This is a genomic window from Bradyrhizobium sp. USDA 4454, assembly GCF_054822705.1.
In genome coordinates, this window is the sequence record NZ_JBTRCN010000001.1 from 1,403,450 (window position 1) to 1,428,594 (window position 25,145).

24 protein-coding genes are annotated in these 25,145 nt (G+C 58.2%); 15 read left to right on the forward strand and 9 right to left on the reverse strand.

Features of this window, described 5'->3' with window-relative positions:
- Positions 1–9: 9 nt before the first annotated feature.
- The 8 genes from ACVIW0_RS06550 to ACVIW0_RS06585 all read left to right on the forward strand — a co-directional run bounded on the left by ACVIW0_RS06550 (position 10) and on the right by ACVIW0_RS06585 (position 6,775).
- Positions 10–234: a 4Fe-4S binding protein gene (locus ACVIW0_RS06550; protein WP_461345087.1), complete on the forward strand. Its 225-nt coding sequence runs from the start codon at positions 10–12 to the stop codon at positions 232–234.
- A gap of 1,341 nt (positions 235–1,575) precedes the next feature.
- Positions 1,576–1,896, forward strand: a complete 321-nt coding sequence (locus ACVIW0_RS06555) for a nitrogen fixation protein NifZ (protein ID WP_461351583.1) — start codon at positions 1,576–1,578, stop codon at positions 1,894–1,896.
- Positions 1,893–2,132, forward strand: coding sequence for a nitrogen fixation protein NifZ (locus tag ACVIW0_RS06560; protein WP_456709096.1), 240 nt, complete (start codon positions 1,893–1,895; stop codon positions 2,130–2,132). Before ACVIW0_RS06555 ends, ACVIW0_RS06560 begins: the two co-directional genes overlap by 4 nt.
- Positions 2,133–2,147: 15 nt before the next feature.
- Positions 2,148–2,507 carry a DUF3024 domain-containing protein gene (locus tag ACVIW0_RS06565; protein ID WP_461351584.1) on the forward strand — a complete coding sequence of 120 codons (360 nt, stop codon included), beginning with the start codon at positions 2,148–2,150 and terminating at the stop codon, positions 2,505–2,507.
- A 33-nt stretch (positions 2,508–2,540) separates the two neighbouring features.
- Positions 2,541–2,810 (forward strand): hypothetical protein, encoded by a 270-nt coding sequence (locus ACVIW0_RS06570; protein ID WP_461351585.1) that lies wholly within the window; start codon positions 2,541–2,543, stop codon positions 2,808–2,810.
- A 44-nt stretch (positions 2,811–2,854) separates the two neighbouring features.
- Positions 2,855–4,009: a DegT/DnrJ/EryC1/StrS family aminotransferase gene (locus ACVIW0_RS06575; protein ID WP_461357263.1), complete on the forward strand. Its 1,155-nt coding sequence runs from the start codon at positions 2,855–2,857 to the stop codon at positions 4,007–4,009.
- Positions 4,010–4,595: 586 nt separating this feature from the next.
- The gene (locus ACVIW0_RS06580) at positions 4,596–5,042 is read left to right on the forward strand and encodes a Rieske (2Fe-2S) protein (protein WP_461351586.1); all 447 of its coding nucleotides are present in this window, start codon (positions 4,596–4,598) and stop codon (positions 5,040–5,042) included.
- 1,385 nt (positions 5,043–6,427) lie between these two features.
- Complete coding sequence (locus tag ACVIW0_RS06585; protein WP_461351587.1) at positions 6,428–6,775, forward strand: (2Fe-2S) ferredoxin domain-containing protein; 348 nt, start codon at positions 6,428–6,430, stop codon at positions 6,773–6,775.
- 540 nt (positions 6,776–7,315) lie between these two features.
- Here the strand turns inward: ACVIW0_RS06585 and ACVIW0_RS06590 are convergent.
- On the reverse strand, positions 7,316–8,047 hold the full coding sequence (locus ACVIW0_RS06590; RefSeq protein WP_461351588.1) for an OmpW/AlkL family protein: 732 nt from the start codon (positions 8,045–8,047) through the stop codon (positions 7,316–7,318).
- 459 nt (positions 8,048–8,506) lie between these two features.
- Positions 8,507–8,920 carry an ArsC/Spx/MgsR family protein gene (locus ACVIW0_RS06595; RefSeq protein WP_461351589.1) on the reverse strand — a complete coding sequence of 138 codons (414 nt, stop codon included), beginning with the start codon at positions 8,918–8,920 and terminating at the stop codon, positions 8,507–8,509.
- A gap of 567 nt (positions 8,921–9,487) precedes the next feature.
- Between ACVIW0_RS06595 and nifH the strand changes: the two genes are divergently transcribed.
- From nifH to ACVIW0_RS06630, 7 genes are all read left to right on the forward strand, one after another.
- A complete protein-coding gene (gene nifH, locus ACVIW0_RS06600; protein ID WP_229157553.1) occupies positions 9,488–10,372 on the forward strand; it encodes a nitrogenase iron protein in 885 nt (294 codons plus the stop codon).
- 149 nt (positions 10,373–10,521) lie between these two features.
- Complete coding sequence (locus ACVIW0_RS06605) at positions 10,522–11,232, forward strand: nitrogen fixation protein NifQ (RefSeq protein ID WP_461351590.1); 711 nt, start codon at positions 10,522–10,524, stop codon at positions 11,230–11,232.
- 374 nt (positions 11,233–11,606) lie between these two features.
- Positions 11,607–12,791, forward strand: a complete 1,185-nt coding sequence (gene nifV / locus ACVIW0_RS06610; RefSeq protein WP_461351591.1) for a homocitrate synthase — start codon at positions 11,607–11,609, stop codon at positions 12,789–12,791.
- Positions 12,792–13,267: 476 nt separating this feature from the next.
- Complete coding sequence (gene nifW / locus ACVIW0_RS06615) at positions 13,268–13,609, forward strand: nitrogenase stabilizing/protective protein NifW (protein WP_461351592.1); 342 nt, start codon at positions 13,268–13,270, stop codon at positions 13,607–13,609.
- 968 nt (positions 13,610–14,577) lie between these two features.
- Positions 14,578–15,687, forward strand: coding sequence for an electron transfer flavoprotein subunit alpha/FixB family protein (locus ACVIW0_RS06620; protein ID WP_461351593.1), 1,110 nt, complete (start codon positions 14,578–14,580; stop codon positions 15,685–15,687).
- Between the two features lie 11 nt (positions 15,688–15,698).
- Complete coding sequence (locus ACVIW0_RS06625; protein ID WP_461351594.1) at positions 15,699–17,006, forward strand: FAD-dependent oxidoreductase; 1,308 nt, start codon at positions 15,699–15,701, stop codon at positions 17,004–17,006.
- A gap of 39 nt (positions 17,007–17,045) precedes the next feature.
- A complete protein-coding gene (locus ACVIW0_RS06630; protein WP_461357264.1) occupies positions 17,046–17,342 on the forward strand; it encodes a ferredoxin family protein in 297 nt (98 codons plus the stop codon).
- A gap of 187 nt (positions 17,343–17,529) precedes the next feature.
- Here the strand turns inward: ACVIW0_RS06630 and ACVIW0_RS06635 are convergent, their stop codons facing one another.
- The 7 genes from ACVIW0_RS06635 to ACVIW0_RS06665 form a co-directional block, all read right to left on the reverse strand.
- Complete coding sequence (locus tag ACVIW0_RS06635; RefSeq protein ID WP_461351595.1) at positions 17,530–18,078, reverse strand: carboxymuconolactone decarboxylase family protein; 549 nt, start codon at positions 18,076–18,078, stop codon at positions 17,530–17,532.
- 6 nt (positions 18,079–18,084) lie between these two features.
- Entirely contained in the window at positions 18,085–18,639 is a 555-nt protein-coding gene (locus ACVIW0_RS06640; RefSeq protein WP_076828230.1) for a peroxiredoxin, read from the reverse strand.
- Between the two features lie 424 nt (positions 18,640–19,063).
- A complete protein-coding gene (locus ACVIW0_RS06645; protein ID WP_461351596.1) occupies positions 19,064–19,768 on the reverse strand; it encodes a DUF2478 domain-containing protein in 705 nt (234 codons plus the stop codon).
- On the reverse strand, positions 19,752–20,948 hold the full coding sequence (gene modC / locus ACVIW0_RS06650) for a molybdenum ABC transporter ATP-binding protein (RefSeq protein WP_461351597.1): 1,197 nt from the start codon (positions 20,946–20,948) through the stop codon (positions 19,752–19,754). Before modC ends, ACVIW0_RS06645 begins: the two co-directional genes overlap by 17 nt.
- A complete protein-coding gene (locus tag ACVIW0_RS06655) occupies positions 20,945–21,448 on the reverse strand; it encodes a hypothetical protein (RefSeq protein ID WP_461351598.1) in 504 nt (167 codons plus the stop codon). The genes modC and ACVIW0_RS06655 overlap by 4 nt, the downstream gene beginning before the upstream one ends.
- A gap of 1,348 nt (positions 21,449–22,796) precedes the next feature.
- A complete protein-coding gene (locus tag ACVIW0_RS06660; RefSeq protein ID WP_461351599.1) occupies positions 22,797–23,867 on the reverse strand; it encodes a cytochrome-c peroxidase in 1,071 nt (356 codons plus the stop codon).
- A gap of 832 nt (positions 23,868–24,699) precedes the next feature.
- Positions 24,700–25,101: a hypothetical protein gene (locus ACVIW0_RS06665; protein WP_461351600.1), complete on the reverse strand. Its 402-nt coding sequence runs from the start codon at positions 25,099–25,101 to the stop codon at positions 24,700–24,702.
- Positions 25,102–25,145: the final 44 nt, after the last annotated feature.

Consider the following 25,145-nt stretch of genomic DNA (forward strand, 5'->3'; position numbering starts at 1 on the left):
GGGGGGTATATGCCATTCAAGATCATCGCCTCTCAATGTACCAGTTGCTCAGCTTGCGAACCCTTATGCCCAAACGTGGCCATCTCGGAAAAGGGAGGAAGCTTTGTCATCGAAGCGACGAAATGCACCGAATGCGTTGGCCATTTCGACGAGCCGCAATGCGCCGCGGCCTGTCCGGTCGACGATACCTGCGTAATTGACAACTCCTTGCCCCGCTATCAGGCGCCAGCCTAGAACGCGAGCTTCCATGAACGGCATGCCAAGAGCTGGGGCTGAAAGCGTTGCAAACGTCGTGCGGCGCTTTGTCAACACCGCAGGTCTCGACCTTCGCACATTTCTTCGCGAAGGCGACTGCTGCGGATGTCCTCGCGATCGTGCTTTTGCTCGCTGGCAGCGGAGCGTCGGCTGGCATTTCATCTGGCGCTGCGCGCCAAAAACGCCTCTCAACTCCGAGCGTAGGCTTCTAGGCGGCGCGGCTATCGTTGAAGTGACTGACAAGGCCACGCCGATCCGTGCATGCCCGGCGGGATCAGCCTTACCGACCCGCAACATCGCGAAATGGGCCGGGCGAGCGAAGCTGCCGATGACCTTCGAGGCAGCAGCCAAGTCGCTATCTGCCGGTCAGGGAGCGCTGATCGCGCGTACTTTGTTCGGCGAAGTCCCGGGCCAAGACCGGTGGACGGTTTACGTGACTGATGCTGCTCTTGATCACGCCGATATCATCATGCCACGGTTGCATCCCTCCAGGTTGAAGGACTTCACCGGCCTCCCGATATGGGCCGGCAATCTGCAAGAAGGGACGAGGCCGCCACCAAGCTGTTCGAACTCGAACCGACTGACACGATCGGTACCGAATCGTTCGCGGACGTCCTTGAGCGGAGCAGCCAATCCGATGATCGACCACATTGGCAACGCCGCCCCGGAGCATCACTGCAATTACCGTGCCTGCGCCCGTCCATCCCGCAAGAAGGGCTGCTACTGCCGCCGTCCGGCTATTTGCGCAAATGATCGTGCCGGCAACGTCTCCAGCAGTTCTCCCAGCAGAATCCCGCGCTCATCAACGGCGGCGCTTGGCGCGCAGACGTCGAGGTCCGAGCGATCGTGTCCACGCAGGCTAATGCCGTTGTCTTGTTGTCGATGCCTGACGGCTATAGAAGCCTCGTCGTCCAAGCCGGAAGATCGTTTCATACCGGGAAATGATGCCGATGCTGACCGACAAGGAGCTGGCGACACTCTCGTGCGCCACTTCGCCGCGCAGCTCCGCAATCAGTCGGTCTGTGCCAAGGACGTCCAGTTCCGCCACATCGTGCCGCGTCGCGCTGCCGTTGCTGGCCTACTTGGCGTAGCTACGGGCAGATACGCTAGAGCGCGGCTAGATATCGCAGAGCGGCTGTCACGAACGGCCCTACAGCGACATCCTGGTCAGCACGTCGACACGAACTGGCGAACCGCATTGCGGTGGACGAATTGGCTGAGTGCGGCGAGGGATGACCATAATCGTGAAAGATGTCTCCTGGTCGGGCTGGGCGGCACCCCCGGCATGTGTGCCAGCGAGCGATGCATGAGGAGCGCTACATGAGCGGTATTGTTCGCGACAGCGACGTCGTCGAGCTCGACGAGCCGCCTGTCTTCAGTTTTAGCCAAAAGGTACGAGCCAATCGCACCATCCGGAATGATGGCACCTTTCGTGGCAAGGAGATTGGCGACATCTTGGTCAAGAAGGGTGAGATCGGTTACGTCATCTCGATCGGCACATTCCTGCAGCAGTTCTACATCTACGGTGTCGAGTTTCTGGAAAGCGGCTACCGCGTTGGCATGAAGCGCAAGGAACTCGAGCCAGTGGATGGCATCGAGGAGGTCGATGATCTGCCATTGCCGGAAGACGCCGTGTCATGAGTGAACCCGGCTTTCCAAAATATCGGCGAGGCCAGCGGGTTAAGACCGCAGTCGATATCATCAACGACGGCTCTTTTCCCAATGCGAAGCCTGACGGCGTCTTGCTCGGCGCCGGAGTGGTTGGAGAGATCATCAGGGTTGCCATCCATACCGAGGCGAACGTGCCGATCTATACTGTCGATTTTGGAGAGCGGCTGCTCATCGGCTGTCTTGAAGAAGAAATCACAGTTCTTTGAGGGGAGGCTTTTGCGATGAATGCCGGGCTGATGAGGAAGGTCAAGACCGGGCTGGTGGCGCACCCCAACGAGCTTGATCGCAGGCGGATCGAGCGCAGCTTGAGCTCCCGCACGCGCTATCTCTACGTCTCGCCGAAGGTGACGCCGGTGAAGGGCGGCTACCTCGTCGAGAGCCCCTGTTGCTCGCGCAATATTGACAAGGACGGCGCTCTAATCGACGTCGCGCTGATTCTCTATGATGGCGTGAGCGGAATCTGGAAGGTGTTTTGCAAGAACCACGCCCAAGGGATCTGGGAATTTTACAGCCTATATCACCGCCTGACTTCAGCGATCGACGAATTGAACGCGGATCCGGAGCATCTGTTCTGGCAATGAGGGCGGCTTTTGAGGGGTCTCAGAGGAGCCACGATGACGCTCACTACGCAGGAATTGATTGAAATCGAGCAGCTGCTTGCGGCCGACGGGGCCGAGGAGGAGCCGTTTGTCGAGCTGCGGCGCCGGTTTCCGCAGCTTGCTTGTGTGCGCTGCGATGCGTCGGATATGACGGATCAGCCATTCCGGCAGTTTGTGCGTTTCGATCTCCATCTGTTCGATGGATCGGATCACTGCGTGCAGCTTACGGCCGATCCGGCGCGGGCGACTGGCATCATATTGGCCAAAAGAGACGCTGCGCAGTGAGCGGTACTGAGCTCGCAGGGCATCCGTGCGGTGGCGCGCACAATCTGGAGAATAATGTATCCTTCATCCCACTGTCGGACCCGGATATTACCGTCGCTGAGCTCTCTGCAGTGGAAGCCCTGCTGTGTTCGTCGCAGATCTCCAGTGGACGGATCACTGAGGCGTTCGAGCAGGGTTTCGCGGCTTATCTGGGCCGCAAACATGCCGTTGCGGTCTCGAGTGGTACTATTGGGCTCCTGCTTGCACTGAAGGCGCTCGGGATCGGAGCAGGGCACGAGGTCATCGCCTCGCCCTACGCCTTTCGCGAAACAGCGCATGCCATCAGTCTTGCAGGCGCACGGGTGGTATTTGCCGACGTCGACTATTGGTCGGGAACATTGGTTCCCGCGAAGGTCGAGGAGAGGATTACGGCCAGCACGCGGGCGATTGTCGCCGCCAATCCGAACGGTCATCCTGCGCCATGGGCAGAACTACGGACGGTCGCACAGCGCCACCGGCTGCTGCTTTTGGAGGATTCCACCGAGGCGATCGGATCGAGTTACAAGGGGGAGCTCGTCGGCCGATTTGGCGACCTGGCCGTGTTCGACTTTGCCCAGCCGGTTGCCCTAAGCTGCGGTGAAGGCGCAATGGTGGTGACGGATGACATCGATATTGCGGTTCGGTTGCGCCGCCATCGCGCCCACCGCCTGGACGAGCGATTCTCAGTTGTCGTCGCGAGCACAGCACCTTACCAGGCTGGCATGAGCGATCTCACGGCTGCCTTGGGGCTGGCGCAGCTGAAGCGTCTCGATGAAATCCTGGAGCGGCGTCGGCTCATCGAGCAGCTCTATAACGTACATATCCAGTCATTTGAGGGCATCAAGCCGCCTTATGTCGGTCCCGATGTGACGGATGTGAACTGGATGCTTTATCTCGTTCAATTGGGTACACGCTTCACGCGATCCGGTCGCGATGCCATTGTCGATGATCTGCGCGCCGCCCAGGTTCAATCCGCTGCCTACAGCCAACCGTTGCATTTGCAACGCCACTATTATGACCTCGGTTATCGCCGTGGCGATTTCCCGGTTACGGAAAAGGTCGCCGATCGCGCTTTAGCGCTGCCATTTCACACCCATCTCGCGAACAAGCAGATCGCGTTTATCGTGGACACCATGAAAGATGCCTCGATCAACGTGGGCGCAGGTGCGGCGATCTACTGAGATGATCGTTATGCACCACATGAAAGGAGGACTGATTGAGCGCAATCGGAGCTTTGGGCGCGCGCGAGATGAGAAATCAACCGAGCGCATGTCATGCGATGCTCCGCGGGCAGATAGCGATCCGTGTAAATGCGGAGTACGCCGCATGCCGCTGCATCCTGTACTGTTCGGGATGCTGTGGAAGAAATGCTCCAGCCTCGCGCTCGCAGAAAACATGCTCGATCGTCGCAAAGTGCCGTGCCCACGCCGTGGCTTAAGGCCTACGCGCCAAGATGCTCGAATCTGAGCACGCCGTCCTCGGTTTCGGCTGGGCTGTCTCGAGTTAGTCAAACAGAGTTTACTATGAACGTACAAGAAGTCATCATTCACGTCCGCTTCGCTCCGAACGGAAGAGTGGTCCAGATCAGCGAGCGCCCGGCAAAGCTCACGCCGAACCAATGGTTTGAAGTCCTCAATGCCCGCGCTAGCTCGGCATATCGGCCGCTCGCTCGTGGCCGTGGCATTTTCCGACTGAGCCGCACTACGATCGAAGCCTTCAAGCAGGAGTCCGCGAGGCCGGGATGATCAAGCGATGATCGGGAACCCAATGCGCGATCAGATCGAGGTTTTTGCCATCTGTCCGGCCGATGCCATCGAGCGGAGTGGCGCCAGGGGCTTTAGCCTGTCGCGTATCGATGACAGCGGCGAGAGCCGGCTGTTTTCCATTATTGTGGTGCGCACCTTCGGCAACGACTATCTTGGGTATGTCAACCGTTGTCCGCATGACGGCGTCTGGCTCAACATCGGCTCCGGCGAGTTTTTCTCGGCAGACCGCTCCTTTCTCCGATGCGGCCGGCACGGTGCAAGGTTCGAGATCGAAACCGGAGTGTGCATCGAAGGTCCTTGCAAAGGACAAGCGCTTGAGCCGGTTGCGCTCGCCGTGATCGAAGGTGACGTTTGCCTATGCGGCGTCAAGCTGCTGGAGCAGGATCGGGCTTCCGAGTGCTTCGAGGACAGCGAAGAAACAATGGATATCACGATCCATCCCGATTAGCGGTGGATCATTTGGCTGTTGTTCAAGTTGTCTGAGGGATTTTATCACAGGACGAAATCGTCGCTCCTGAGCGCTGGTGCAGATGGGTATTACGCTTTCTTAGCTTGTCAGAGCAAACGGCAATCCAGCGCATTGCTGCCAGACGCCCGGCGAGCTCCGCCGCAACAACAAAAGGCTGCTCTTACGTCAACTCGCCAAATGGACCTGATAGGCGGGACATGGTTTTTGCTGCCGGCCGATAGAATAGTTCAAGAAAATGTCCTCGGCGGCTGGAAGTCCGCCGAGGACACCGTCTGGGCTGCGAGAATGGGGAGACCCAGACTGACAGGATCGTTTGGGAGGAACAATGACGATCCTGTGTCCGAAGCTGTTGGCCGTCCGCCATGGCTGGCTTATTGCCTGGGCTGCAAGTGCGATGCCAAACGCCTTAATGCGACCTCTCAATGTATAGTGCTCGGCTCCTCAGTGGGCGCCGCCGGTTTACGGACGCATGTATGAATCAACACGTGTTCGCTGTTCGACATTAAGGCGGCAAGTGCGCCTTGACGGTATCGTGCACGGCTGTGGGCGCGATCCGGGACCGCTGTGTTGCCGCGGCCGATCAAGTCCATGCAAGCCTGAACAATGACCTTGAACGCAGATCCGATCACTCCTGACTGGTCTTTCGCGACAGGCGCTATCTTGTTGAGGTAAAGAAATCCGGCAACGCTGGAGCGCATCATGCAGTGTTGGGCGACCGGATACGGTAGCTCGCGCCGATGATGCAGCTAGCCGATCACGCCAAGGCTGAGCAGGGCGTCGGATTTCACGAGCCGATCGCTCACCGCTGGAAAAGCGGCATAGGGCTGTCGAAGCTTGTTACGACGTGATCATGAAACAGCCGAAACGGTCGATCGCAACTGCCGCATATCCGCGCGCGAACGCCGAGAAAGAATGGAGAGCGTCAAACGCGAAGCCAACGATTGTTCTGTCCAAAACAGAAGAAGAAACGACATTGTCGGAACTCCAGAGCCTCAACGATGAGGAGCGCCTTGGTAGAACAAGAGATCGTCGTAAAACGCGAGGATTGTGCATCTGGTGTGGAACTTGCTTGGAGCAACCGGGCCATTGAGCAATGAAGGAGCGAAGAGATTGCGATGATAGGAGAAGACGTTGAAGCGAATCAGGAAGGTTGTGCCGGACGTGAGTCGTCATCTGCCGCTGATCGTCAGCGATTAAATTTAGTGTCGCGTTAGCTCATTTCGCCTGCGTTCCCAGGACGCGCGTCGAAATCCGTAACATCAATCGATCGATGCGGCGTTCAACAGCAAGAGACACTGTGAGGGCGATGCGAGCCCGGGGCCATGTCTCTTTCGGATCGCTCGCACCGATCACAGGATAAGCACATGGATTCAGAAACCGAATTCGAGCTCCCCCAAATTTATAGGCATCACGTCTTTGCCTGCAACACGCAGCGTCCACCTACCCATCCGCACGGCAGTTGCGGCGCCTCTGGCGCGCAAGCATTGTGGGATCGAATGGGCAAGGCGATCGAAGCGCAAGGCCTTAGTGATATCGGTTTCACGATGGCTGGCTGCCTCGGCTATTGTAACTCCGGTCCCTTGATGGTCATATATCCTGACGGGATCTGGTACCGCGCGACTACGCCGGAGGACGTTGACGAAATCCTGGAATCCCATCTCAAGCAGGGCAAACGAGTCGACCGCCTCGTAATGGTGCTAAAGCGCAGCTAGACGCCTTGCTTCACGCCGCTTGGCCGGGCAATCGAGCATGGACAGCTTCTCCGTCGATGAGCTGTCCCCTCGGCGCGTCGGTCTGCTCAGGATGACCGGGCGGCCTTCAGGCGTCAGGGCGTGCGAGCAGCTCGTCATGGAGCTTATCGTGAAGGCGCGTCTTTGAGACGTTCGGTGAAATGGGGCCCAGATTAGAGCGCTGCTCGTGCCCGGGGCCTGAACCTTGAGCGTCAACTCGCTTGTCAGACGGTCATTGTCACGGCGCAACGCACCGCCTTGAAAATTTTTGGCCCCGATCGGCAACTGGCGCAGTCGCAACGCCTGACAAAGCAAGAACGTTTTCTTTGATAGCTGTCGGATCTGTACGCGACACGGGGTAAGCCAAGGTGCGGATGGCGCTCACTTTCTTCGCGAGACGACGCGTCTTTGACACGCCATCTCGCTCGCGGACGCACTGCGGTGCGGTTGAAGGACGCGCTCGACGGCTCGCCGCGTCCGGATTGATCAACCTGGTCTTCTTCTCTGGATTCTGTCCTGACGTTAGAACTTGTAAGCGATGCCGCCGCTGATGAGCCATGGGTCGATATTGGCACGCCCGTAGACGGGAATCGCATTGTTTACGGTCGCAGAATAGTCCGGTCGCAGCCACAGTTTCTTCACGTCGAAGTTGAGGCCCCAATGACGGTCAAGCATGTAATCGAAGCCGAATTGGACTGCCGCGCCGAATTGGTTGCTGATGCGCAGATCGGTCACGCTAAGGCCGGCGAACGATGTATTGGCCGCCGAGTGATTGAAGAATGCGGTGTAGTTGATGCCTGCGCCGATATAAGGCTTAAGTGGGCCGAAATCGGTAAAGTGATATTGCAGGGTCAGCGTCGGCGGCAATAGCCAGGCTTTGCCGATATCGAGTCCAGTAAGCGCGCCAGTGCCGCTGATCTGATGGCGGGTCACACCGAGAATGAGTTCGGCCGCGATGTTCTTTGTGAAGAAATAGGTGATGTCGAGCTCCGGTATGGCTTGATCGCTGATCGACAGCCCAGAGTTGGGAGAAGACAGCGAGGGCACCCCGTCGACGTGGACTGAACTGCCTGAGGTATCCGGCAGAACGCCGAGCACCCGCAGGCGGATCATCCATGGATTGAACGGTTCGATCGGGGGCGCTTTGTAGTAAACCGGCGCCGGACCGAGATCCGCAGCCTGTGCCGAGATGCTGGCCAACGAGATCGCGAGCGTGAGGAGCGACGTCGTCGTCAGGATTGTATTTTTTCTCATCGAATTCTCCATTCCAATAGTCGCGCGATAAGGCGCGCGAGAACTCTGTCACACGGGACGAGCGGCGGAGGATTTGATGCGGATCAAAAAGGTGCCTGGCTCGTCGCAATTATACGGCTGAGTTGCATAAGAAACACGGCCGTCGAAGCGTCGTTGTCTTTGCTCAGATCGCTTGTTCGATTCATAGCCTGTGCTGAGTTCAGTCTCTTCAGAAAATTGTTTGTTGGCCAGAGTCGCTGGTCCAACCAGTCCCGCTCGGCCATCTACGATCAAGGTAGCGATGCAGCAACTCCTCGCATTGGGGGCGCACACCCAAGGCGCAATATGGATAGATCCGTGTTACGGAGCAACCATGCCGGCCTTCTCGGCGAGGGCAAAATCGGCGCTCGCGAAGCAAGCCGGAAGCAGGAAATGTGGTTCTTCGCATGGTGCGTCACATCAAAGCGTTCTTTCCCAGCCTCACATTTGCGGACAGCGCGTCTCGTTTGCGTCACGCGCACATCCCTCGAGATCAGCTGGGGTCTTGCGGTCAAGCAGCGACAGCACGAGCTCATGATCGAATCCAGCGCATCGTGATCCATCGACGTCGATCAGAGGTCTGCGTATCAGGAGCGGATCACCTAACATCAACGCTAGTGCGCGTGGGGCGTCGATCATGTCGGGATTGACTTCGCCTGATTTGATACGGGAAGCGGCTTGGTTGAACCAGCAGGCGACCGGCGTATTGCCGAAGAAGCGGCGCAATTCGTCCGAAGTCCACGGCTCCGTCAAAATATCTTTGGCTATAATGTTGTGACCGGCGGCGTTGAACGCTTGAATCTGACGCGCATTGGTCGCGCAGCCGGGCTTTTGATAAAAGATGACTGTCGCCATGTCATACCCATGTCGCATGGCCGAGCTGAATTGCCATGTGGCTGCTACGTTCTACGCCCATTCGATGGTCTTACCGATCATCTTCAATGTCGGTTGGCTAAGCGCTGCTGGTATCTGCTGTCCGGTTAGTCTGGATCGCAACCGACATTGTCGCACTGCTCAAGTCCCAGAGAGCCGGTTCACGAGAGGAATAGCAAGTTCCATTCCAAGTCCCCTTCCATGGCTGAAGAATTGGATAGCCCATGCAAACGGGCTTCTCGCGCCAGCCGTTGCCGCTCTTGTTCGCTTTCTGACAGCCGCGCTGACCGATAGTTCCAAAACAGCTGGGCGCACTCACGGCCACCTCGCTTTTCAAATGTAATCAAAGACTTGGGGAGCGCTTATGAGCGTTGGCACGGCGGTTGCTAATATCGGGCAGCAACACTGAGTGAGGGCTGAGTGCACGCCGACGCGTAAGACGAGCGATGTGCTCCTTCCCTTGAACCCGTGTGCCCCGTTTCTGAGAGAGAAACAAGGTCGCGCATCAGAAGCGCGCAACGTTTGGAAAATCGGTTGATGGAGAGCAACATGTCTTCACTAAGGCAAATCGCGTTCTACGGAAAAGGTGGCATCGGCAAGTCGACTACTTCCCAGAACACGTTGGCGGCGCTGGCCGAGATGGGTCAGAAAATCCTGATTGTCGGGTGCGATCCTAAGGCGGACTCGACTCGCTTGATCCTGCACGCCAAGGCGCAGGACACGATTCTGAGCTTGGCGGCGAGCGCCGGCAGCGTGGAGGATCTTGAACTAGAGGACGTGATGAAGGTCGGCTACAAGGATATCCGCTGCGTGGAGTCCGGTGGTCCTGAGCCGGGCGTCGGCTGCGCCGGTCGTGGCGTCATCACTTCAATTAACTTCCTCGAGGAGAACGGCGCCTACGAGAACATTGACTACGTATCCTATGACGTGCTCGGCGACGTTGTTTGCGGTGGCTTTGCGATGCCAATCCGTGAAAATAAGGCGCAGGAGATCTACATCGTGATGTCCGGTGAAATGATGGCCATGTATGCCGCCAACAACATTTCCAAGGGTATCCTGAAATACGCCAACTCGGGCGGTGTGCGGCTGGGTGGCCTGGTCTGCAATGAACGACAGACGGACAAGGAGCTGGAACTGGCGGAGGCACTGGCCAAGAAGCTAGGCACGCAGCTGATCTACTTCGTGCCGCGCGACAACGTGGTGCAGCATGCCGAACTCCGCCGCATGACAGTGCTTGAGTATGCGCCGGACTCGAAACAGGCCGATCACTATCGCAATCTCGCTACCAAGGTTCACAACAATGGCGGGAAGGGCATCATTCCGACTCCGATCTCCATGGACGAGCTCGAGGACATGCTGATGGAGCATGGCATTATGAAGCCGGTCGACGAAACCATCATCGGCAAAACTGCTGCCGAACTTGCGGCCTCGTAAGGGTCGTGAGTCGCGGCCTTGTCAAGGCCCGCGACGGATGCCGGCCTCCCCCCAACCCCCATCCGGGGAGGCCGGCATTCTGATCAGCGCCGCCGGCCGGGACCAGGATGCGGCGTGTAAACCTGGCCGCTATGGAGACCCATAAGATCATGTCCGAAGCGCACTTCCTTCCGTTCATGGTTGCTCGTGAGCCTGATGCGAGCAATCGCAGCGGAATTGGTGTCTACCGCCTCCTCACCGGCGTGCCTCCTGCGGATGCCGACATTGCCAGTGACAGTCATTTTGACCGCCACGCTTTGGCATCTATTCTGGCGGCTGCCACAATGGATGGTGGCGCTCTTCCGGAGAAGGCTGGCCTATCGGGCGATGAACTCGCGGCTTTGCTCGCACGGTACTTTTCCTCACTTGAGATCGGACTCCCCGATGAGCTCCTGAGGTACACATGCCACGAGAACGAAGAAATCGCAATGGTGCGCGATCTTCTGCTAAAGCACCGCTCGACGGAAGGAGATCTCGGCCGCTGGCTGGCTGCCATGATCGCACGACGAGCCGTCGAACCAGACCATCTATGGGAAGATCTCGGATTGCGCAATCGTGGCGAGCTCTCTCGGTTGCTCAGCCGTCATTACGCGCCGCTCGCCGCGCGCAATGTCAACAATATGCGTTGGAAGCGTTTCTTCTATCGCATGCTTTGCGAGGATGAAGGCCTCGCAATGTGTACGACACCAGTGTGCACGCAATGTAACGACTTCAACCTGTGTTTCGGCGAAGAAAGCGGTGAGAGCCGGATGGCGGAGCGCCGGCGCGACCTTCTGTTGCTGGCGGACCGCCAGGAGGTCGCCGCTGACTGGCCCATCTGACTTGCCACAAATGTTCTCGTACGTTGCGGCACGAGAGCGCTCCCAGATCTGGCGAACTCCGGCAGGTTGGTTGTGCGGCCAAACGCCGTATCGATGCCAGCAACTGACCATGGATCCAAGGCAGCCGGCTAGAATTGCTCCGTGATCAAGCGCCACATCTCGGCGCGCTGCAATCGAGTTAGCTTTCGAGCGAGACTTGGGACCAGACTTGCGAATAGCGAAGTGTCCATTTCATGAGCCCGTCGCCTTTCGATAATTCGTTGGGCGACGAAGGTTAAGGACGGAGCGGAGATTGTCAATCGGTTGCCGGGGATAGCGCAGTGGCATGCGGGTTGCTGAAGGAGACGTGGTCAAAAGATGAGGAGCCAGCCTGCGTGATCGCCTCTACCAACGAACCCTCATGGCCCGATCAAGAACGCGCAAAGCCGACCGTGCTTAACGATACCACGCTAAGGGACGGGGAGCAGGCGCCCGGTGTTGCGTTCACCACAAAGGAAAAGCTGTCGATCGCGCAGGCGCTTGCGCGGGCCGGGGTCACGGAGATCGAGGCGGGAACGCCCGCGATGGGCAGCGAGGAAATCACAGCAATCCGCGCCATTGTCGAAGCAGACCTTCCGCTGACTACGATAGGCTGGTGCCGGATGAGGGAAGCGGACGTCGACGCGGCGATTAAAGCCCAGGTGTCCATGATCAACATGTCGATCCCGACTTCCGATGTGCAGATCGCGGCCAAGCTTGGCGGTCATCGCGGCCTGGCACTGGAACAGGTGAGGCGACTGGTCGGCTATGCTCGTCAGAAGGGGCTTCAGATCTCTGTTGGCGGCGAGGACGCTTCGCGCGCTAACGTCGAGTTTCTGATCCGGCTGATTGCAGTCGCAAAGGCCGCGGGCGCGCGTCGCTTTCGGATTGCAGATACGCTCAGTGTGCTCGATCCCGACGCAACCTACGCGCTCGTCAGGAAACTGCGTGTGACGACCGATTTGGAACTCGAATTTCACGGTCACGACGATCTCGGACTCGCAACCGCCAATACACTCTCCGCCATCAAAGCTGGCGCGAGCCACGCTTCGGTGACCGTCATCGGGCTAGGCGAGCGGGCCGGAAACGCGCCGCTTGAGGAAGTCGCGGTCGCACTCAAGCAGCTCTACGGGCGCGAGACCGGCATCATACTTCCGGAGCTCGAGAACGTCGCCGCACTGGTGGCAGCCGCGGCCGCGCGTGCCATTCCTCTGAATAAGGCCATCGTTGGAGAGCACGTATTTACGCACGAATCCGGTATTCATGTCGATGGCCTTTTGAAAGATCAGCGTACCTATCAGTCGCTTGATCCGGCTTTGCTTGGCCGCCGCAACCGCTTTGTGATCGGCAAGCATTCCGGACTTGCGGCGATTACGGCATTGCTCGATGAACTCAAGCTCGCCGCCAGCGCCGATCAAGCAAGACAGATCCTGTCGCGAGTTCGCAAGCATGCGATCGACCACAAGCTGCCGGTCGAGCGCCAAACGGTGGCGGCAATTTGGCGTGACGTGTGCGGATGTCCAGTTACCCAAGGCGGGTGAAGAGCCGTGCTCAGCATCGTTTACGCCGACTATTCGAGAGACCAAGGGCGTCGCGAGGAAGCTATCCGATACCACTGATTGGCGCGAAAATGCCCCACTTCCGCATGCCAGCTCGCCGGTTGCAAATCTGCGCTCCAGTTGTTGCGGGCTATTCCAGCATTCATGCTGTGATCTGCAACCCAGAAGCGAGCCGTCCGCGGACTGCCAAGCGACGTCTTCTCTGGAGGCTGCCGTTCCGCGCGGCCACCGGTCGGACGAGCGTCAGCACCGATTGCGGTTTGGCCCTTCATGCCCCTTCCTCATCCGGGCTGACGTCGCCGCCCGCCGAACCTGCGGATCTCGATCGCGAATTTGCCGTTCCAGGGCGGGCGTTGGCGATGCGCATCCTGCTGTGCGAGGTAGAACAGCGGCAATATCATCAGGCGCTAAGCGTATTTTGCTTTGCGTCCGAGAGCTGATCCAGAGGAGACTTTTCGTTGATCAACTCATTCCCGGCAGCCTCTATCCTGGACCGGTTAAGCACCGCCGCATCGGCAGAGGAGTTCTTTTCGTTGCTTGGCGTCGATTATGATCCCAGGATTGTAAATGTCGCGCGCCTTCACATCCTAAAGCGCATGGGACAATATTTCGCCAAAGAGCAATTTTCTGGTGCCACAGAGCCTGAAATCACAGCTCGGTGCAAAGCGATGCTGGAGCAGGCTTATGCTGATTTCGTGGCATCGCCGCCGATTGATCAGCGAGTCTTCAAGGTCTTGAAGGATGCGGTTGCAGACCCTGGCAAACCGACAGGCTTTGTTCCGTTGAGCGAGCTGAAGTGACCTCGCGCTCCACCGCATGTGGTGTTCTCTAACGATTGCCGTACTTTCTGAAGCTCCTTCATCCAGATTATCTCTCCGCCAGCCACGACCCGAGCGGCGCTGTCGCATTCCCGACCCAGCTCCGGACTGGTCGTGTCCAAAGCCCTGAGCAAGCATTTAAGTTTCTGTCAAATCAATGCTTCCACACGACTTTCAATGGTTTTTGCAAGTGGTACGACACTTGCTGTTGTCGTGCCTATCGCGTCATCGATGTTGACAGATGGCGGTCGACTGAGATGAAGGGAAGAACTATGACGCTGCTTCTACCGTCCACTGAGCGATGCGGCATGATCTCGCGGCTCACGCTCGCGCCAGGTCCGTCCGATATGGCCTTTGATGCGAACGCAGCCAACGCGGACCGTGAGAGGGCGTCAATGGCTAAGTCGTCCGTTGCGAAACAGCTGGAGAGGGCATGTACATAGTCGTCAGCGTCGAGCAGGTCCGCGGATGCGCGCAAAGGAGCATTCGTTGCAACGCGGATGGCAACATGCGTCCGGCGGGGGCGCCAAGCTCGGCCAAGGCAAGGTGCCGGCGCTGGAGCCTGGCCACGCAGTGGATGGCAGCTGCGCTGCTCGGATCGCGTTGGTGCTCGCAGCCGGTGCAGAGTGTCGGGCCGAAAGTGAGGCGCCGATATTGCAGAGTAAGCGGACTCAGCAACTCTTGCGGGCACAGACGCCGCAGAGGCGTCGTCGGCACCATGGCGCTTGTCGAAGCGAGCGCGAGAGAGGCTACCGTTGAGGACATTTCTGGCTCTGGCCCGCCCGGAGCGTCTACGTCGATGACGAGACTTATTGCCTGGTCGGTTTGCACCAAGCAGGCCGGGCAGCCGAGCGGCCGGCTACTTGCTGATCAGAACTGATCATCAGCCAACCGAATCTAGACACAAACCTGTGGCGCGGGCGCGCGTATTCTTGAGGGGACTTTAAAGCATGAGCAATGTCACGAAAACGGCTATGCCTGCGGCGGCCGGCCGCGCAGCAGCCAAGAGGGAACTGCCGGAGCACTTTAAGGCCTACAAGCATGTCTGGGTTTTCGTCGAGCTGGAGCGCGGCCAGGTTCATCCGGTCTCCTGGGAGCTCATGGGAGCGGGGCGCAGGCTTGCCGACAAGCTGAAGGTGAATCTCGCCGCGGTCGTCATCGGCCCGGAGGGGCAGTCCACCCGTAACGCAGCACTTGAATCCTTTTGCTATGGGGCCGACCTGACCTATCTCGTGAGCGACAACGTTCTGACGGATTACCGCAACGAATCTTATACCAAGGCGCTCACCGAACTCGTCAATACCTACAAGCCCGAGATCCTGCTGTTGGGCGCGACCACGCTGGGACGCGATCTCGCGGGTTCGGTGGCGACCACTTTGTCGACGGGGCTCACTGCCGACTGCACCGCGCTCGATGTCGATGCCGATGGTTCTCTTGCCGCGACCCGTCCGACCTTTGGCGGTTCGCTGCTCTGCACGATCTATACCCTGAACTATCGTCCGCAGATGGCAACCGTGCGCCCGCGGGTCATGCCGATGCCTGAGCGCGTCGCACGTGATGCTGCCCGTATCATCGTCCATCCGCTCGGCCTCGTCGAAGACGATATTGTCACGAAAGTTCTGTCGTTCCTCCCAGATCGTGATTCCGAGACATCAAATCTGGCCTATGCCGACGTCGTGGTTGCGGGAGGCTTGGGACTGGGATCGCCTGAGAACTTCCGGCTGGTGCGCGAGCTTGCAACTCTTCTTGGCGCTGAATATGGCTGCTCGCGTCCTCTGGTGCAGAAGGGGTGGGTTACATCTGACCGGCAGATCGGTCAGACCGGCAAGACGATTCGGCCAAAGCTCTATATTGCGGCCGGGATTTCCGGCGCGATCCAGCACCGGGTAGGTGTCGAGGGGGCGGATCTAATCGTCGCCATCAATACTGACAAACGTGCTCCGATCTTCGACTTCGCCCATGTTGCGATCGTCACTGATGCCATGCAATTGCTGCCGGCGCTGACGGCGGCATTTCGCGCTCGGCTCTTGCCGAATTCGCGCGCCCGGATCGCGGTTTAAAGGAGATGATGATGATTGAAGAGAGGTTCGATGCCATCGTGGTAGGGGCGGGTATGGCTGGTAACGCGGCGGCGCTGTCCATGGCCAGGCAAGGCATGAAGGTGCTGCAGCTCGAGCGCGGCGAATATCCTGGATCGAAAAATGTGCAGGGCGCAATCCTGTACGCGGACATGATGGAAAAGCTAATCCCCGAGTTTCGCGAAGAGGCGCCGCTCGAACGTCATCTGGTTGAACAACGGTTCTGGATGATGGACGACCGCTCGCATGTCGGGATGCATTACCGCTCGGACGATTTCAACGAGGAGCGGCCGAACCGTTACACGATCATACGCGCGCAGTTTGACAAATGGTTCTCGTCAAAGGTGCGCGAAGCCGGCGTGACCGTCCTCTGCGAGACGACCGTGACGGAGCTCGTACGGGACGAGCGGGAAAGGATTGTCGGCGTTCGTACAGACCGCCGCGACGGCGAAATACGTGCCGATGTCGTCGTGCTCGCTGAAGGGGTCAATGGTCTGCTTGGGACGCGCGCGGGCCTGCGCGCTCGGCCAACACCCGATAATGTTGCGCTCGCCGTCAAGGAAATGCACTTCTTGCCCCGCGAGACCATCGAAGCGCGTTTCAATCTAAAGGGCGATGAAGGCGTCGTGATCGAGGCGGCGGGCACCATTTCCCGCGGTATGACCGGAATGGGTTTCATCTATGCCAACAAAGAGTGTATTTCGCTGGGCATCGGTTGTCTCGTCGCCGATTTCCAGCGCACCGGCCAGACGCCCTACGGCTTGCTCGATCAATTCAAAAGGCACCCCTCTGTGTTGCCTCTGCTAGCTGGTTCCGAAGTCAAGGAATATTCGGCGCATCTCATCCCTGAAGGAGGCTACAAATCGATCCCGCAGCTCTACGGGGAAGGCTGGGTGGTCGTTGGCGATGCGGCGCAACTCAACAATGCCGTTCATCGCGAGGGCTCCAATCTCGCGATGACCTCAGGTCGCATAGCGGCCGAAGCGGTCGGCCTGGTGAAATCGCGCGGCGAGCCGATGACAGCGACAAACCTGTCGCTCTACAAGAAGATGTTGGATGAGTCCTTCGTCATCAAGGACCTCAAGAAGTACAAGGATTTGCCGCCGCTGATGCATACTCACTCACAAAACTTCTTTCTCACCTATCCGCAGCTCATCTCTAAGGCAATGCAAAACTTTGTGCGGGTCGATGGTACGCCAAAGGTTGAGAAGGAGAATGCGACCTTGAAATCGTTTGTCAATGCGCGCTCATGGATGGGGCTGTTCGGCGATGCATATCGCTTTGCGCGAGCCTGGCGCTAATAATCAATACTGGGAGTTCCAAGTATGGAAGGACAAAGCATGGATGCCGAACCATCGGTGCGCGTGGAAGACAAGCTGTATTACAACCGCTACCTTGTCGACGTTGGTCGTCCTCACGTAAAGGTTCGCGCACACACGTCCCCATCGCCGCAGCTAATTGCGCTTTTGAAAGCGTGCCCCGCGCGATGCTATGAGCTGAACGATGAGGGGCGGGTGGAGGTGACTGTCGACGGCTGTGTCGAGTGCGGGACCTGCCGGGTGATCGCCGAGCCCACCGGCGATATCCAGTGGAGTTATCCGCGCGGCGGGTATGGGGTGCTGTTCAAGTTTGGCTGAGGGTAAGGTGAGGATGGAACGAAGCCGTGACGCGAACCGCCCCTAAGCGTCGGAATATTAGGCATCTTTCGCACGTTCCGCCTCTGGCACGGTACGCAATTTGAGCTAGGCATGTATCAAGGTAGCGGGACCGGTGTGGCGATACGGAACGGCGCCACATCCTGTCGATCGGATGGCAGAGGAGGCATCAGCCCGTTGCCTGGTTAGGGTTCGGGCGAACGGCTTCAATAGCAATCGCCACTGACTGGACGATAGCAGCAGAGCGCACGGCAGTGAGGATCACTTCGGAGCTGACGCCCGCAGCTCGGAGCGTCTTCTCGTGGGCATCGATACAAGCACCGCATCCGTTTATTGCGGAGACAGCAAGTGACCATAGCTCGAAATCAGACTTATCAACACCCGGACTGCCAATCACGTTCATGCGCAGCCGTGGCGGCATTGTCTTGTATTCCGGATTAGAGGCGAGGTGAACGAAGCGGTAGTAGACATTGTTCATCGCCATCACTGCGGCCGCAGATTTCGCTGCGGCGATCGCCACAGGCGTCATCTCCGCGACCGCGGCGGATTCCATTGCGGCAATTACGTCTGCATTGCGGGTCGCAATCGCGCTCGCCAGCAACAGCCCGTATTGCCGCTGCGGCGAGAGTGTCTCATCGGCCATCAAGGACGTCAGATTGAGTCTGACGTCCTTGGCGAAATCGGGGATCTTTTCGCTCAACTGTTCAATCGACGACATGCTGCCTCAAGCGACCTTCAGGACTTCGCCGCCGATTTCGCGGTTGCAGGGACAGAGCTCGTCGGTTTGGAGGGCGTCCAGCACGCGCAGTGTGTCCTTGGGGCTGCGCCCAACGTTGAGATTGGTCGCATAGACGTGCTGGATCCTGTTGGCGGGGTCAACAATATAGGTGTAACGATACGCGACCCCTTCAGGGGAACGCACACCAAGGCCATCGACCAGGGTCCCCTTTGTGTCGGCAAACTGCCAAATTGGTAAATTTTGCAAATCGACATGTGAGCGTCGCCACGCAAGCTTGCAGAACTCGTTGTCAGTCGAGCCCCCCAGGACTACTGCATCGCGGTCGACGAATTCCTTGGAAAGCCGAGCAAACTCGGCGATTTCGGTCGGGCAGACGAAGGTAAAGTCCTTGGGATAGAAGAAGATGATCTTCCATTTTTCTGGGAAGCTGGCTTCGGTCAACGTCTCGAATGCACTCTGCCCATCTTCTTCCTGCGCCTGAAAGCCAGGCTTCACGCCTGTGACCTCGAACGGCGGCAATTGACTTCCTATTCCAAGCATACGGTCCTCACACGTTTGTTTTCCGGACATGGTGACCACGCTGGTGAAGCAAACGACATGCCATCAGTTCTCAAGAGCCGACTGTCCTGGTTGTGCCGCGCAGCGGCTTGGCTGCAGGGTTCGCCTTGCGCGTTAAGGCCGCTCGAAACGGCAGGTTGATCACCACGCTGCGAGGATTTGCAGCATCTGAAGCAGGAATGAAACCTAACCAGGCTCGCTGCGGTGGCAATGAAGGTTTGAAATCTACGTAGCGTCAGGTTGGACGGCAGTCAGACCTCAGTCTCACCAATCTCGTCATTGATCGGCAGGCACTGCAAACCCGGCTGAGGGGCTGATATCGGCCTCGACTGAGTACCGCCAAGTTGATTGAACTGCGACTTCTCGCCGGTCGAACGTCAACAATCAGAGCCTTGCATCAAAGCAATCATGGCGCCTCGCAACGAGGGGCGGAGCCCGGAGCTAAGGCAGTTTTCAGAGACGGCGAAGGAGCCCGACGGGCGATTTCGGAGCCGACGTATCCGGTGGTCGTACAGTGGTCATCAAGCGCTCCGGTAACACAGTGCCTAAATTGTCGCAGCTGGGAATGAAAGCCCAGCTGCGCGCTAGGCACGTGGAGATATCGCGCCACCATCGCTGAACGATTTGGCGCGATCGCAAATAGCAACTTGCCAATATTAGCCGGGAGAGTTCGCCAAGCGGCAAGACATCTAACTAGAACGGCTGTCAGAAGTGGTACGTCACGGGCGACTGGGTCGACGAATTCGGCGCGGGGGCGGCCGCCAGTTGTTTGCGCCGGCAAAATGCTCTTCTCGATGAGATCAGCCAGGTCGCGAAGCGCTCGGAAAGCGATAGCTGCGGTCTTCGCAAGTCCATTTGTGTCGAGCTTATAGACAACGCTGCGCTGCCGACTTGCTCGGAAATCGAGATCTCTTGCCCTGACGTAATGTCCCCTGCGGCCAAGCCGGGTACCGTGAGCGCCCGTCAAGTGTCGTCGGATGATGCCGCCGACGCGTACGGCTTGCCGCGCGAGATCATGGGCCAAATCGCGCTGTAGCACATCTACATCGTCTGACGCGTCGAAGACGGCCGCAATATGCTTCGGATTTATCTCATCAAGATCGTCGCTCATCGTCGTACTCCGATTGCTGTTCGTTTCCCGTATCGGCGCTTATCTGTCGAATACCTACTGCTGATGTGGAAGGCCCTACGAGCAACCGCTCGGGAACTGCGACCGGCACAGCGCGCGCGACCTCGGCGAATACGTCAATGCCATTGCCGAGCTGTAGTGCATCAAAGGAGCGACGCGGGATGCGGGCGAGAAGCGGTACGCCCGAACGGCCAGTTTCGAGAGCCAGGACCAAGGTGACCTCAGCGTCGTCGAACGGCAGAGAGGCTTTGATGCGTGCCGGAAAGACATTGAGGATAGAGCTGGCGCGCGGCGGCTCGCACGCGATGCTGACATCGCCGGCTGCGACGCGCAGCCGCAGCTGTGCGCCCGGCCTAAGCGGCGCTCCAGGAACCAACAGGCGCGCACCTTTGAGGCGAAGGATGATCAACCCATAGCGCCCGTCATAGCCGCCGACCACGGTATCCAGGCAGACTGCCGCATCGCCGCGCGCGGCAAGAGCCGAGCCGATCTGAACGACATTGAGTGGCCCGGCCGCAGTCACAACGCCATTTTTCATCATGACGAGATGATCGGCAAAGCGCTCTATGTCAGCCATGTCATGGCTGACATAGATCATGGGTAATGGGAGCTCTTCCCGCATGCGCTCGAGAAACGGCAAGATCTCGCATTTAGCGGAGCGGTTGAGCAAAATGAGCGGGTCGTCAAGCAAAAGTAGCCGAGGTTGTGCTAGCAGCGCGCTGCCCAGGGCAACGCGCTGTCGCTCGGCGTCAGAAAGATGTGATGGCGAACGCTCGAGCAGCGGGGTAAGGGCGAGCAATTCGACCACGCCATCAAAATCGATCAGTGTCGGTTTCGATTTCGACGCGTTGAACACAAGGGTGCGCTTGACGGACAAATGAGAAAAGAGAATTGGTCGTTGGAATACATAAGCGACGGGACGCAGATGAGGCGGCCGAAACGTCGTCTGATCTTGCCAAATCTCACCATCGATTGCGCAAAATCCACCCGGCAGACGCTGCACGCCGGCGATGCACCGTGCGAGCGCGGTTTTGCCGCAGCCAGGCGGGCCGAAAATAGCCGTGACGCCTTTCGCGGGTACGCTAAATTGGGCCGCTAGCGGGACGTTTGCGAGAGAGCCGTTGAAGGCGAGTTCGATATAGCCAGGTCTTGCTACTCTCACGTGCCCGCGCCTGTGATGCATCTTTCTACCAAGATCACGAGCAGAATCGTCGCGATCACCATGCCTCCGAGAATCCAGTCTGTTCCGCTCCAGCCCGGTGTCTCCGCCCCCAAAAGGCCATAACGCATGGCTGCGGCTCTACAGATTGATGGTGTTAGGATAAGCGGCTTGTTGAGCATCTCCGAGCTATCGATGATCGTGGCAATCGGACGCTGCCCTGCGCGCTTGCCGATCACACAGGGAGAGCCCAATTCCAGCATCGTGGAGCGCTCAGCCGGCTTGGCCGGACCAAGAGTATTCATTGCAAGCTGAAATAGCGCCGCTTGTGTCGTTGAGCGGGAAGGCTGTCGGCTCGCGCCGGAGCTCAAGATTGGCTCTGCGGCCGAAATCCGCTCCAATGACGCCACAGTATTGGTAGCAGATGTGAAAGCTGCGCCGGTGGCCCTAATGGTGGCTTCTGCGTTCCCCGGTGCAAGCAGCATCAAAGTCAGATCGATCAAGATCAATCGGATAAGCCTCATTCTGGACCCCGGGTCCGTTGCGACCGCTTTCTTCGCGGAAGCTCGTTGAACCCTGCCCAGCAATTCGCGTGCCGTTTCATGGAATATGGTGCGCGGCTCGCGCGACAAAGGGGGTTCGCATCGCTCTCTGCCCGACGCCTTAGATGGTCGCTCATGCTTATGGTGGCTTTTTGGACGCTCGCGTCGTCAACCGCACACGGAGGGCGATGAGATGAAAGCTGCGCGAGATGCTATCGTCGCTGCGCTGGAGATGGTTCGTTGGGGAACATGCGATCGTCAAGCAGCTCGTCAGCAATGCATAAGACAATACGATCCAGTTTGTCAGATCGTACCGATCTGCCCGAGGAGAGAAGGTTGAGTCATTGGCAAACTGAGGAACGTGACTGGCTATCTAGAAGATTTCGTGTAATCGCCTAGACGGGCATCTCACGGATACGAGTCATCGCTGGCATGAGCATTCAGATCCAGCCCAATTCGTGGCCTGCGATCGTCCAAATAACCCGATGGCGAGGCGTCACGCGCGAACTCATGATCGATCTCCTGGTCACATCGGAACACAGGTGGATTCGGTCGCGAATGATCAACGGTGTCCCTGCGTGGAGCATTCTCTCATCAGAGCAACCCACCACAACACCATCGCTCCATTGCGCATCTCGCATCTGCCCAGCATAAAGATGTCGAGAGCACAAAGTTGCGTTCTCGGAGCAGACGGATTCGACTGGCAGGGTCGCTGCCATGATGCCGGCAGAGGTTCGATCTTTGGCAGCCCATCGATTGCACAGCACGGAAAGTCAAAGAGCTGTCGACCAAATGATGTACGTCCAATCAGCGGCACCTAGCGTCCGGTTGCAATTGTTGTCGAGGCCGAGGCGCGCGATCTGCTGACGGAGATGATCGCATAGCTGACTGGCCGCAATAATCACGGCAGCTGTGGCGAAGCCAAGGTATTACAGGCGGCCGAGCAGCGATCGGACATTGATCAGGTCGCCGCGGTTGGCGCAAGCCTGTCATTTCGTGGATGAAATGGCGATCTGGAGCTCTTGTAATCTTGCGATGCTGGTCCGGCCGGAATCCGCTGCCGCGCACGTCCTGGCCGACGAGATTGACGGTCGGTCGCTGGTTCAGTCCGATTATGAGCGAGCGCTGACGATCCGCGATCGCTATGGCCAACTCACCGTCAGTGCACCCGAGGTGTCTACGAAAGGGTAGCGGCTTAGACGTTTGGCTGACAGCTCTAGCTCGACCTCACGCGATTGGGACTTCGTCGCGGCCTGAGTCACCGCGCTGTATTCTCGCTAATCAAAGTGAGTTTCGCGATCTTGACGGCCTATTTGTCTAAAGAGGGCCGTGGGGTGACGTTGGTGCGTGTGGGTAGTATCGGATAATCGATCTTCGGCAATTGCCCAGTAAGCGAATTTAGAAAGGCGACAATTTCGTCAGTTTCTTTGTCACTCAGCTTTATTCCGAGTTGAACCTCACTCATTACGTCAACCGCTTGTTTAAGGCTCCAAACCTGACCGGAATGGAAGTAGGGAGGCCGCAATGCGACGTTGCGCAATGGCGCGGAGCGGAAAACATACTCATCGCTAGGATTCTTAGTGACGGAAAAACGTCCCTTATCATCTCTCGGAAGCACGTTTGCGTCGGGCCGTTCAATCACGCCGAACGGGAAGTAATCCTGTCCACCGACGTTGATTCCGTTGTGGCAGGAGGAGCAGCCCTTTTCGATGAATAGCTTCAGCCCGACTTTCTGCTTGTCACTGAGAGCATATCGATCGCCCTCAAGGTACTGATCGAAGGGGGCGGTGGGTGTGATTAAGGTCGCCTCGAAAGCCTCGATAGCCTTGGCAGAATTTTCGAAGGTAACGGGCGCCGCATCGTTGGGGAACGCCTTACTGAACATAACGACATATTCCGTCATTGAATTTAACGTGCTGAGCACGCGATCGGGCGTCGCATTCATCTCGACGCCGGCCTGGATAGGGCCCGCGGCCTGCGCCTTGAGGTCTGCCGCGCGCCCGTCCCAGAACTGTGCCACGTTGAAGACCGCGTTGTAGACAGTTGGCGCGCGACGTGAACCCTGCTGCCAGCGATGACCGATCGAAGTCGGACCGGCATCTACCCCGCCCATCCCAACGTTATGACACGTGTTGCAGCTAATGACCCCGCTCGCCGAAAGCCTCGGATCGAAGAACAGGGACTTGCCAAGGGTAACCTTTTCGTGGGTGATCGGGTTGTCCTTCACCGCCGGAACCATTGAAGGGATCGGCTTGAAAAGCCGCCTGGCGGCGCTCATTAGATCATCATTGGCATCCGCCGCTGACGAAACCAGAATGGCAATGGCCACGGCAAATAGCTTGCCTACCATATAGAGCTCGCCTGCCGCTGGTTTCCTCATAGTCAGCCTCGTCCGTCGTAGATCATGCAATCGCAAGCATAGGGCGGTGCGGGCGCTTCAGTTCGTCCACAGAAAAATCCGCAGCAATCAACGACGAATGATGTCTTCCGCTTGCGGCTAGGCTCACCCAAGCCCAGCTCACGCGCTGAGTAGCAACTGCCGTGCCAGGGGGGCTCGAAGACCGCCGAGCTGGCGTCGAGCAATTGCAAACTACTAATAGGCAACAGGCGGCTTTAGCCTACGGAATCCGCCGTCGGTCAGAGCCGCGGCCCTCACAATCCGGGGCAAGCTATTCGAACCCACCGGTCCAAAGCCTTGTGCATCTCGGAACACTGTCGTGCCAAACTCTTGTCTGTAGGCTCTGAGATCGTTGGCGCGGGCGGCGAACAAGCGAGCAGCATTGGCGACAACTTCTCGCCGATCATCCCAGCGCGCCTTCAACCCGACTAGGCCGAGCGATCATCGACCAACACGGGCGACGTTTCATACGCCGGGGGCAGTCAGAAAACGGCAGCTGGCGCGAGTTCGTCGGCAATGCGGATGTGCCCGGCTCAGAGCGTATCCACACTTGCTGGACTCAAAATGCTTGAATCGATCGTAGCGTCAGGTTGTAGGCATTGCGAAGCAGAACTTTCGCATCAGGGAACGGCACATTGGGAGCTAGCATCGCGAATGTCGCAAACGCCGGAACGTGTTGCGCGCGCTGCAAAGCGCAGCCGGCCTCTGCTCGTGTCTCGGTCTTCGCATTGAACGTGTTGCGCGCGGCGAGATGATGATTCCGGAGACCGCGATGATTGCGGCCGCCCCGCGACGGCCGCTGCCGCGCTGTCGCCTAGCTCCCGGTAAACAGATGATGTTCGTTGAGCAAAGAACCATAGTGAACGATACGCGGCTTAAGAGGGGTCTGGTGAATCAAAAACGACGAACTGGGTGGACTTACAATGCGCGCCGCTGGGCAGCCGCCCTTGCTGTGATCGCGATCGGGGCCGTGTGGTGTACAGGACACGCTCGCGCGCGAGATCAGCGGGCCGAGGAGGTCCTCACGTCGTGCAGACCAGACGTAATGCGCTTCTGTGAGCGCTTCACAGGACGTAGGGATGTAGACGCAGCCATGTTTTGTCTTAGGGACAATTTCAAAAGCTTGGGCGTCGAATGTCGCCGCGCGATGCCAACCGCCGCGGATAGAAGCGGCGGACGAAAGCGACGTCTCAATAGGGTTCCGATCGTCCTCCATCGAGAGTGATCCGTCCGGGCAAAAGTCACCGAAATTGACGCACA

What these genes read in the sequence shown, in the direction of transcription:
- ACVIW0_RS06605 (WP_461351590.1), top strand. Translation starts at nt 10,522, where the DNA reads ATGTCCGAAGCGCACTTCCTTCCGTTCATGGTTGCTCGTGAGCCTGAT.
- ACVIW0_RS06550 (WP_461345087.1), top strand. Translation starts at nt 10, where the DNA reads ATGCCATTCAAGATCATCGCCTCTCAATGTACCAGTTGCTCAGCTTGC.
- ACVIW0_RS06665 (WP_461351600.1), bottom strand. Translation starts at nt 25,101, where the DNA reads ATGGAGGACGATCGGAACCCTATTGAGACGTCGCTTTCGTCCGCCGCT.
- ACVIW0_RS06640 (WP_076828230.1), bottom strand. Translation starts at nt 18,639, where the DNA reads ATGCTTGGAATAGGAAGTCAATTGCCGCCGTTCGAGGTCACAGGCGTG.
- ACVIW0_RS06625 (WP_461351594.1), top strand. Translation starts at nt 15,699, where the DNA reads ATGATTGAAGAGAGGTTCGATGCCATCGTGGTAGGGGCGGGTATGGCT.
- ACVIW0_RS06590 (WP_461351588.1), bottom strand. Translation starts at nt 8,047, where the DNA reads ATGAGAAAAAATACAATCCTGACGACGACGTCGCTCCTCACGCTCGCG.
- ACVIW0_RS06645 (WP_461351596.1), bottom strand. Translation starts at nt 19,768, where the DNA reads ATGAGCGACGATCTTGATGAGATAAATCCGAAGCATATTGCGGCCGTC.
- ACVIW0_RS06620 (WP_461351593.1), top strand. Translation starts at nt 14,578, where the DNA reads ATGAGCAATGTCACGAAAACGGCTATGCCTGCGGCGGCCGGCCGCGCA.
- ACVIW0_RS06635 (WP_461351595.1), bottom strand. Translation starts at nt 18,078, where the DNA reads ATGTCGTCGATTGAACAGTTGAGCGAAAAGATCCCCGATTTCGCCAAG.
- ACVIW0_RS06585 (WP_461351587.1), top strand. Translation starts at nt 6,428, where the DNA reads ATGGATTCAGAAACCGAATTCGAGCTCCCCCAAATTTATAGGCATCAC.
- ACVIW0_RS06570 (WP_461351585.1), top strand. Translation starts at nt 2,541, where the DNA reads ATGACGCTCACTACGCAGGAATTGATTGAAATCGAGCAGCTGCTTGCG.
- ACVIW0_RS06565 (WP_461351584.1), top strand. Translation starts at nt 2,148, where the DNA reads ATGAATGCCGGGCTGATGAGGAAGGTCAAGACCGGGCTGGTGGCGCAC.
- ACVIW0_RS06555 (WP_461351583.1), top strand. Translation starts at nt 1,576, where the DNA reads ATGAGCGGTATTGTTCGCGACAGCGACGTCGTCGAGCTCGACGAGCCG.
- ACVIW0_RS06580 (WP_461351586.1), top strand. Translation starts at nt 4,596, where the DNA reads ATGCGCGATCAGATCGAGGTTTTTGCCATCTGTCCGGCCGATGCCATC.
- ACVIW0_RS06560 (WP_456709096.1), top strand. Translation starts at nt 1,893, where the DNA reads ATGAGTGAACCCGGCTTTCCAAAATATCGGCGAGGCCAGCGGGTTAAG.
- ACVIW0_RS06630 (WP_461357264.1), top strand. Translation starts at nt 17,046, where the DNA reads ATGGATGCCGAACCATCGGTGCGCGTGGAAGACAAGCTGTATTACAAC.
- ACVIW0_RS06595 (WP_461351589.1), bottom strand. Translation starts at nt 8,920, where the DNA reads ATGGCGACAGTCATCTTTTATCAAAAGCCCGGCTGCGCGACCAATGCG.
- ACVIW0_RS06660 (WP_461351599.1), bottom strand. Translation starts at nt 23,867, where the DNA reads ATGAGGAAACCAGCGGCAGGCGAGCTCTATATGGTAGGCAAGCTATTT.
- nifH (WP_229157553.1), top strand. Translation starts at nt 9,488, where the DNA reads ATGTCTTCACTAAGGCAAATCGCGTTCTACGGAAAAGGTGGCATCGGC.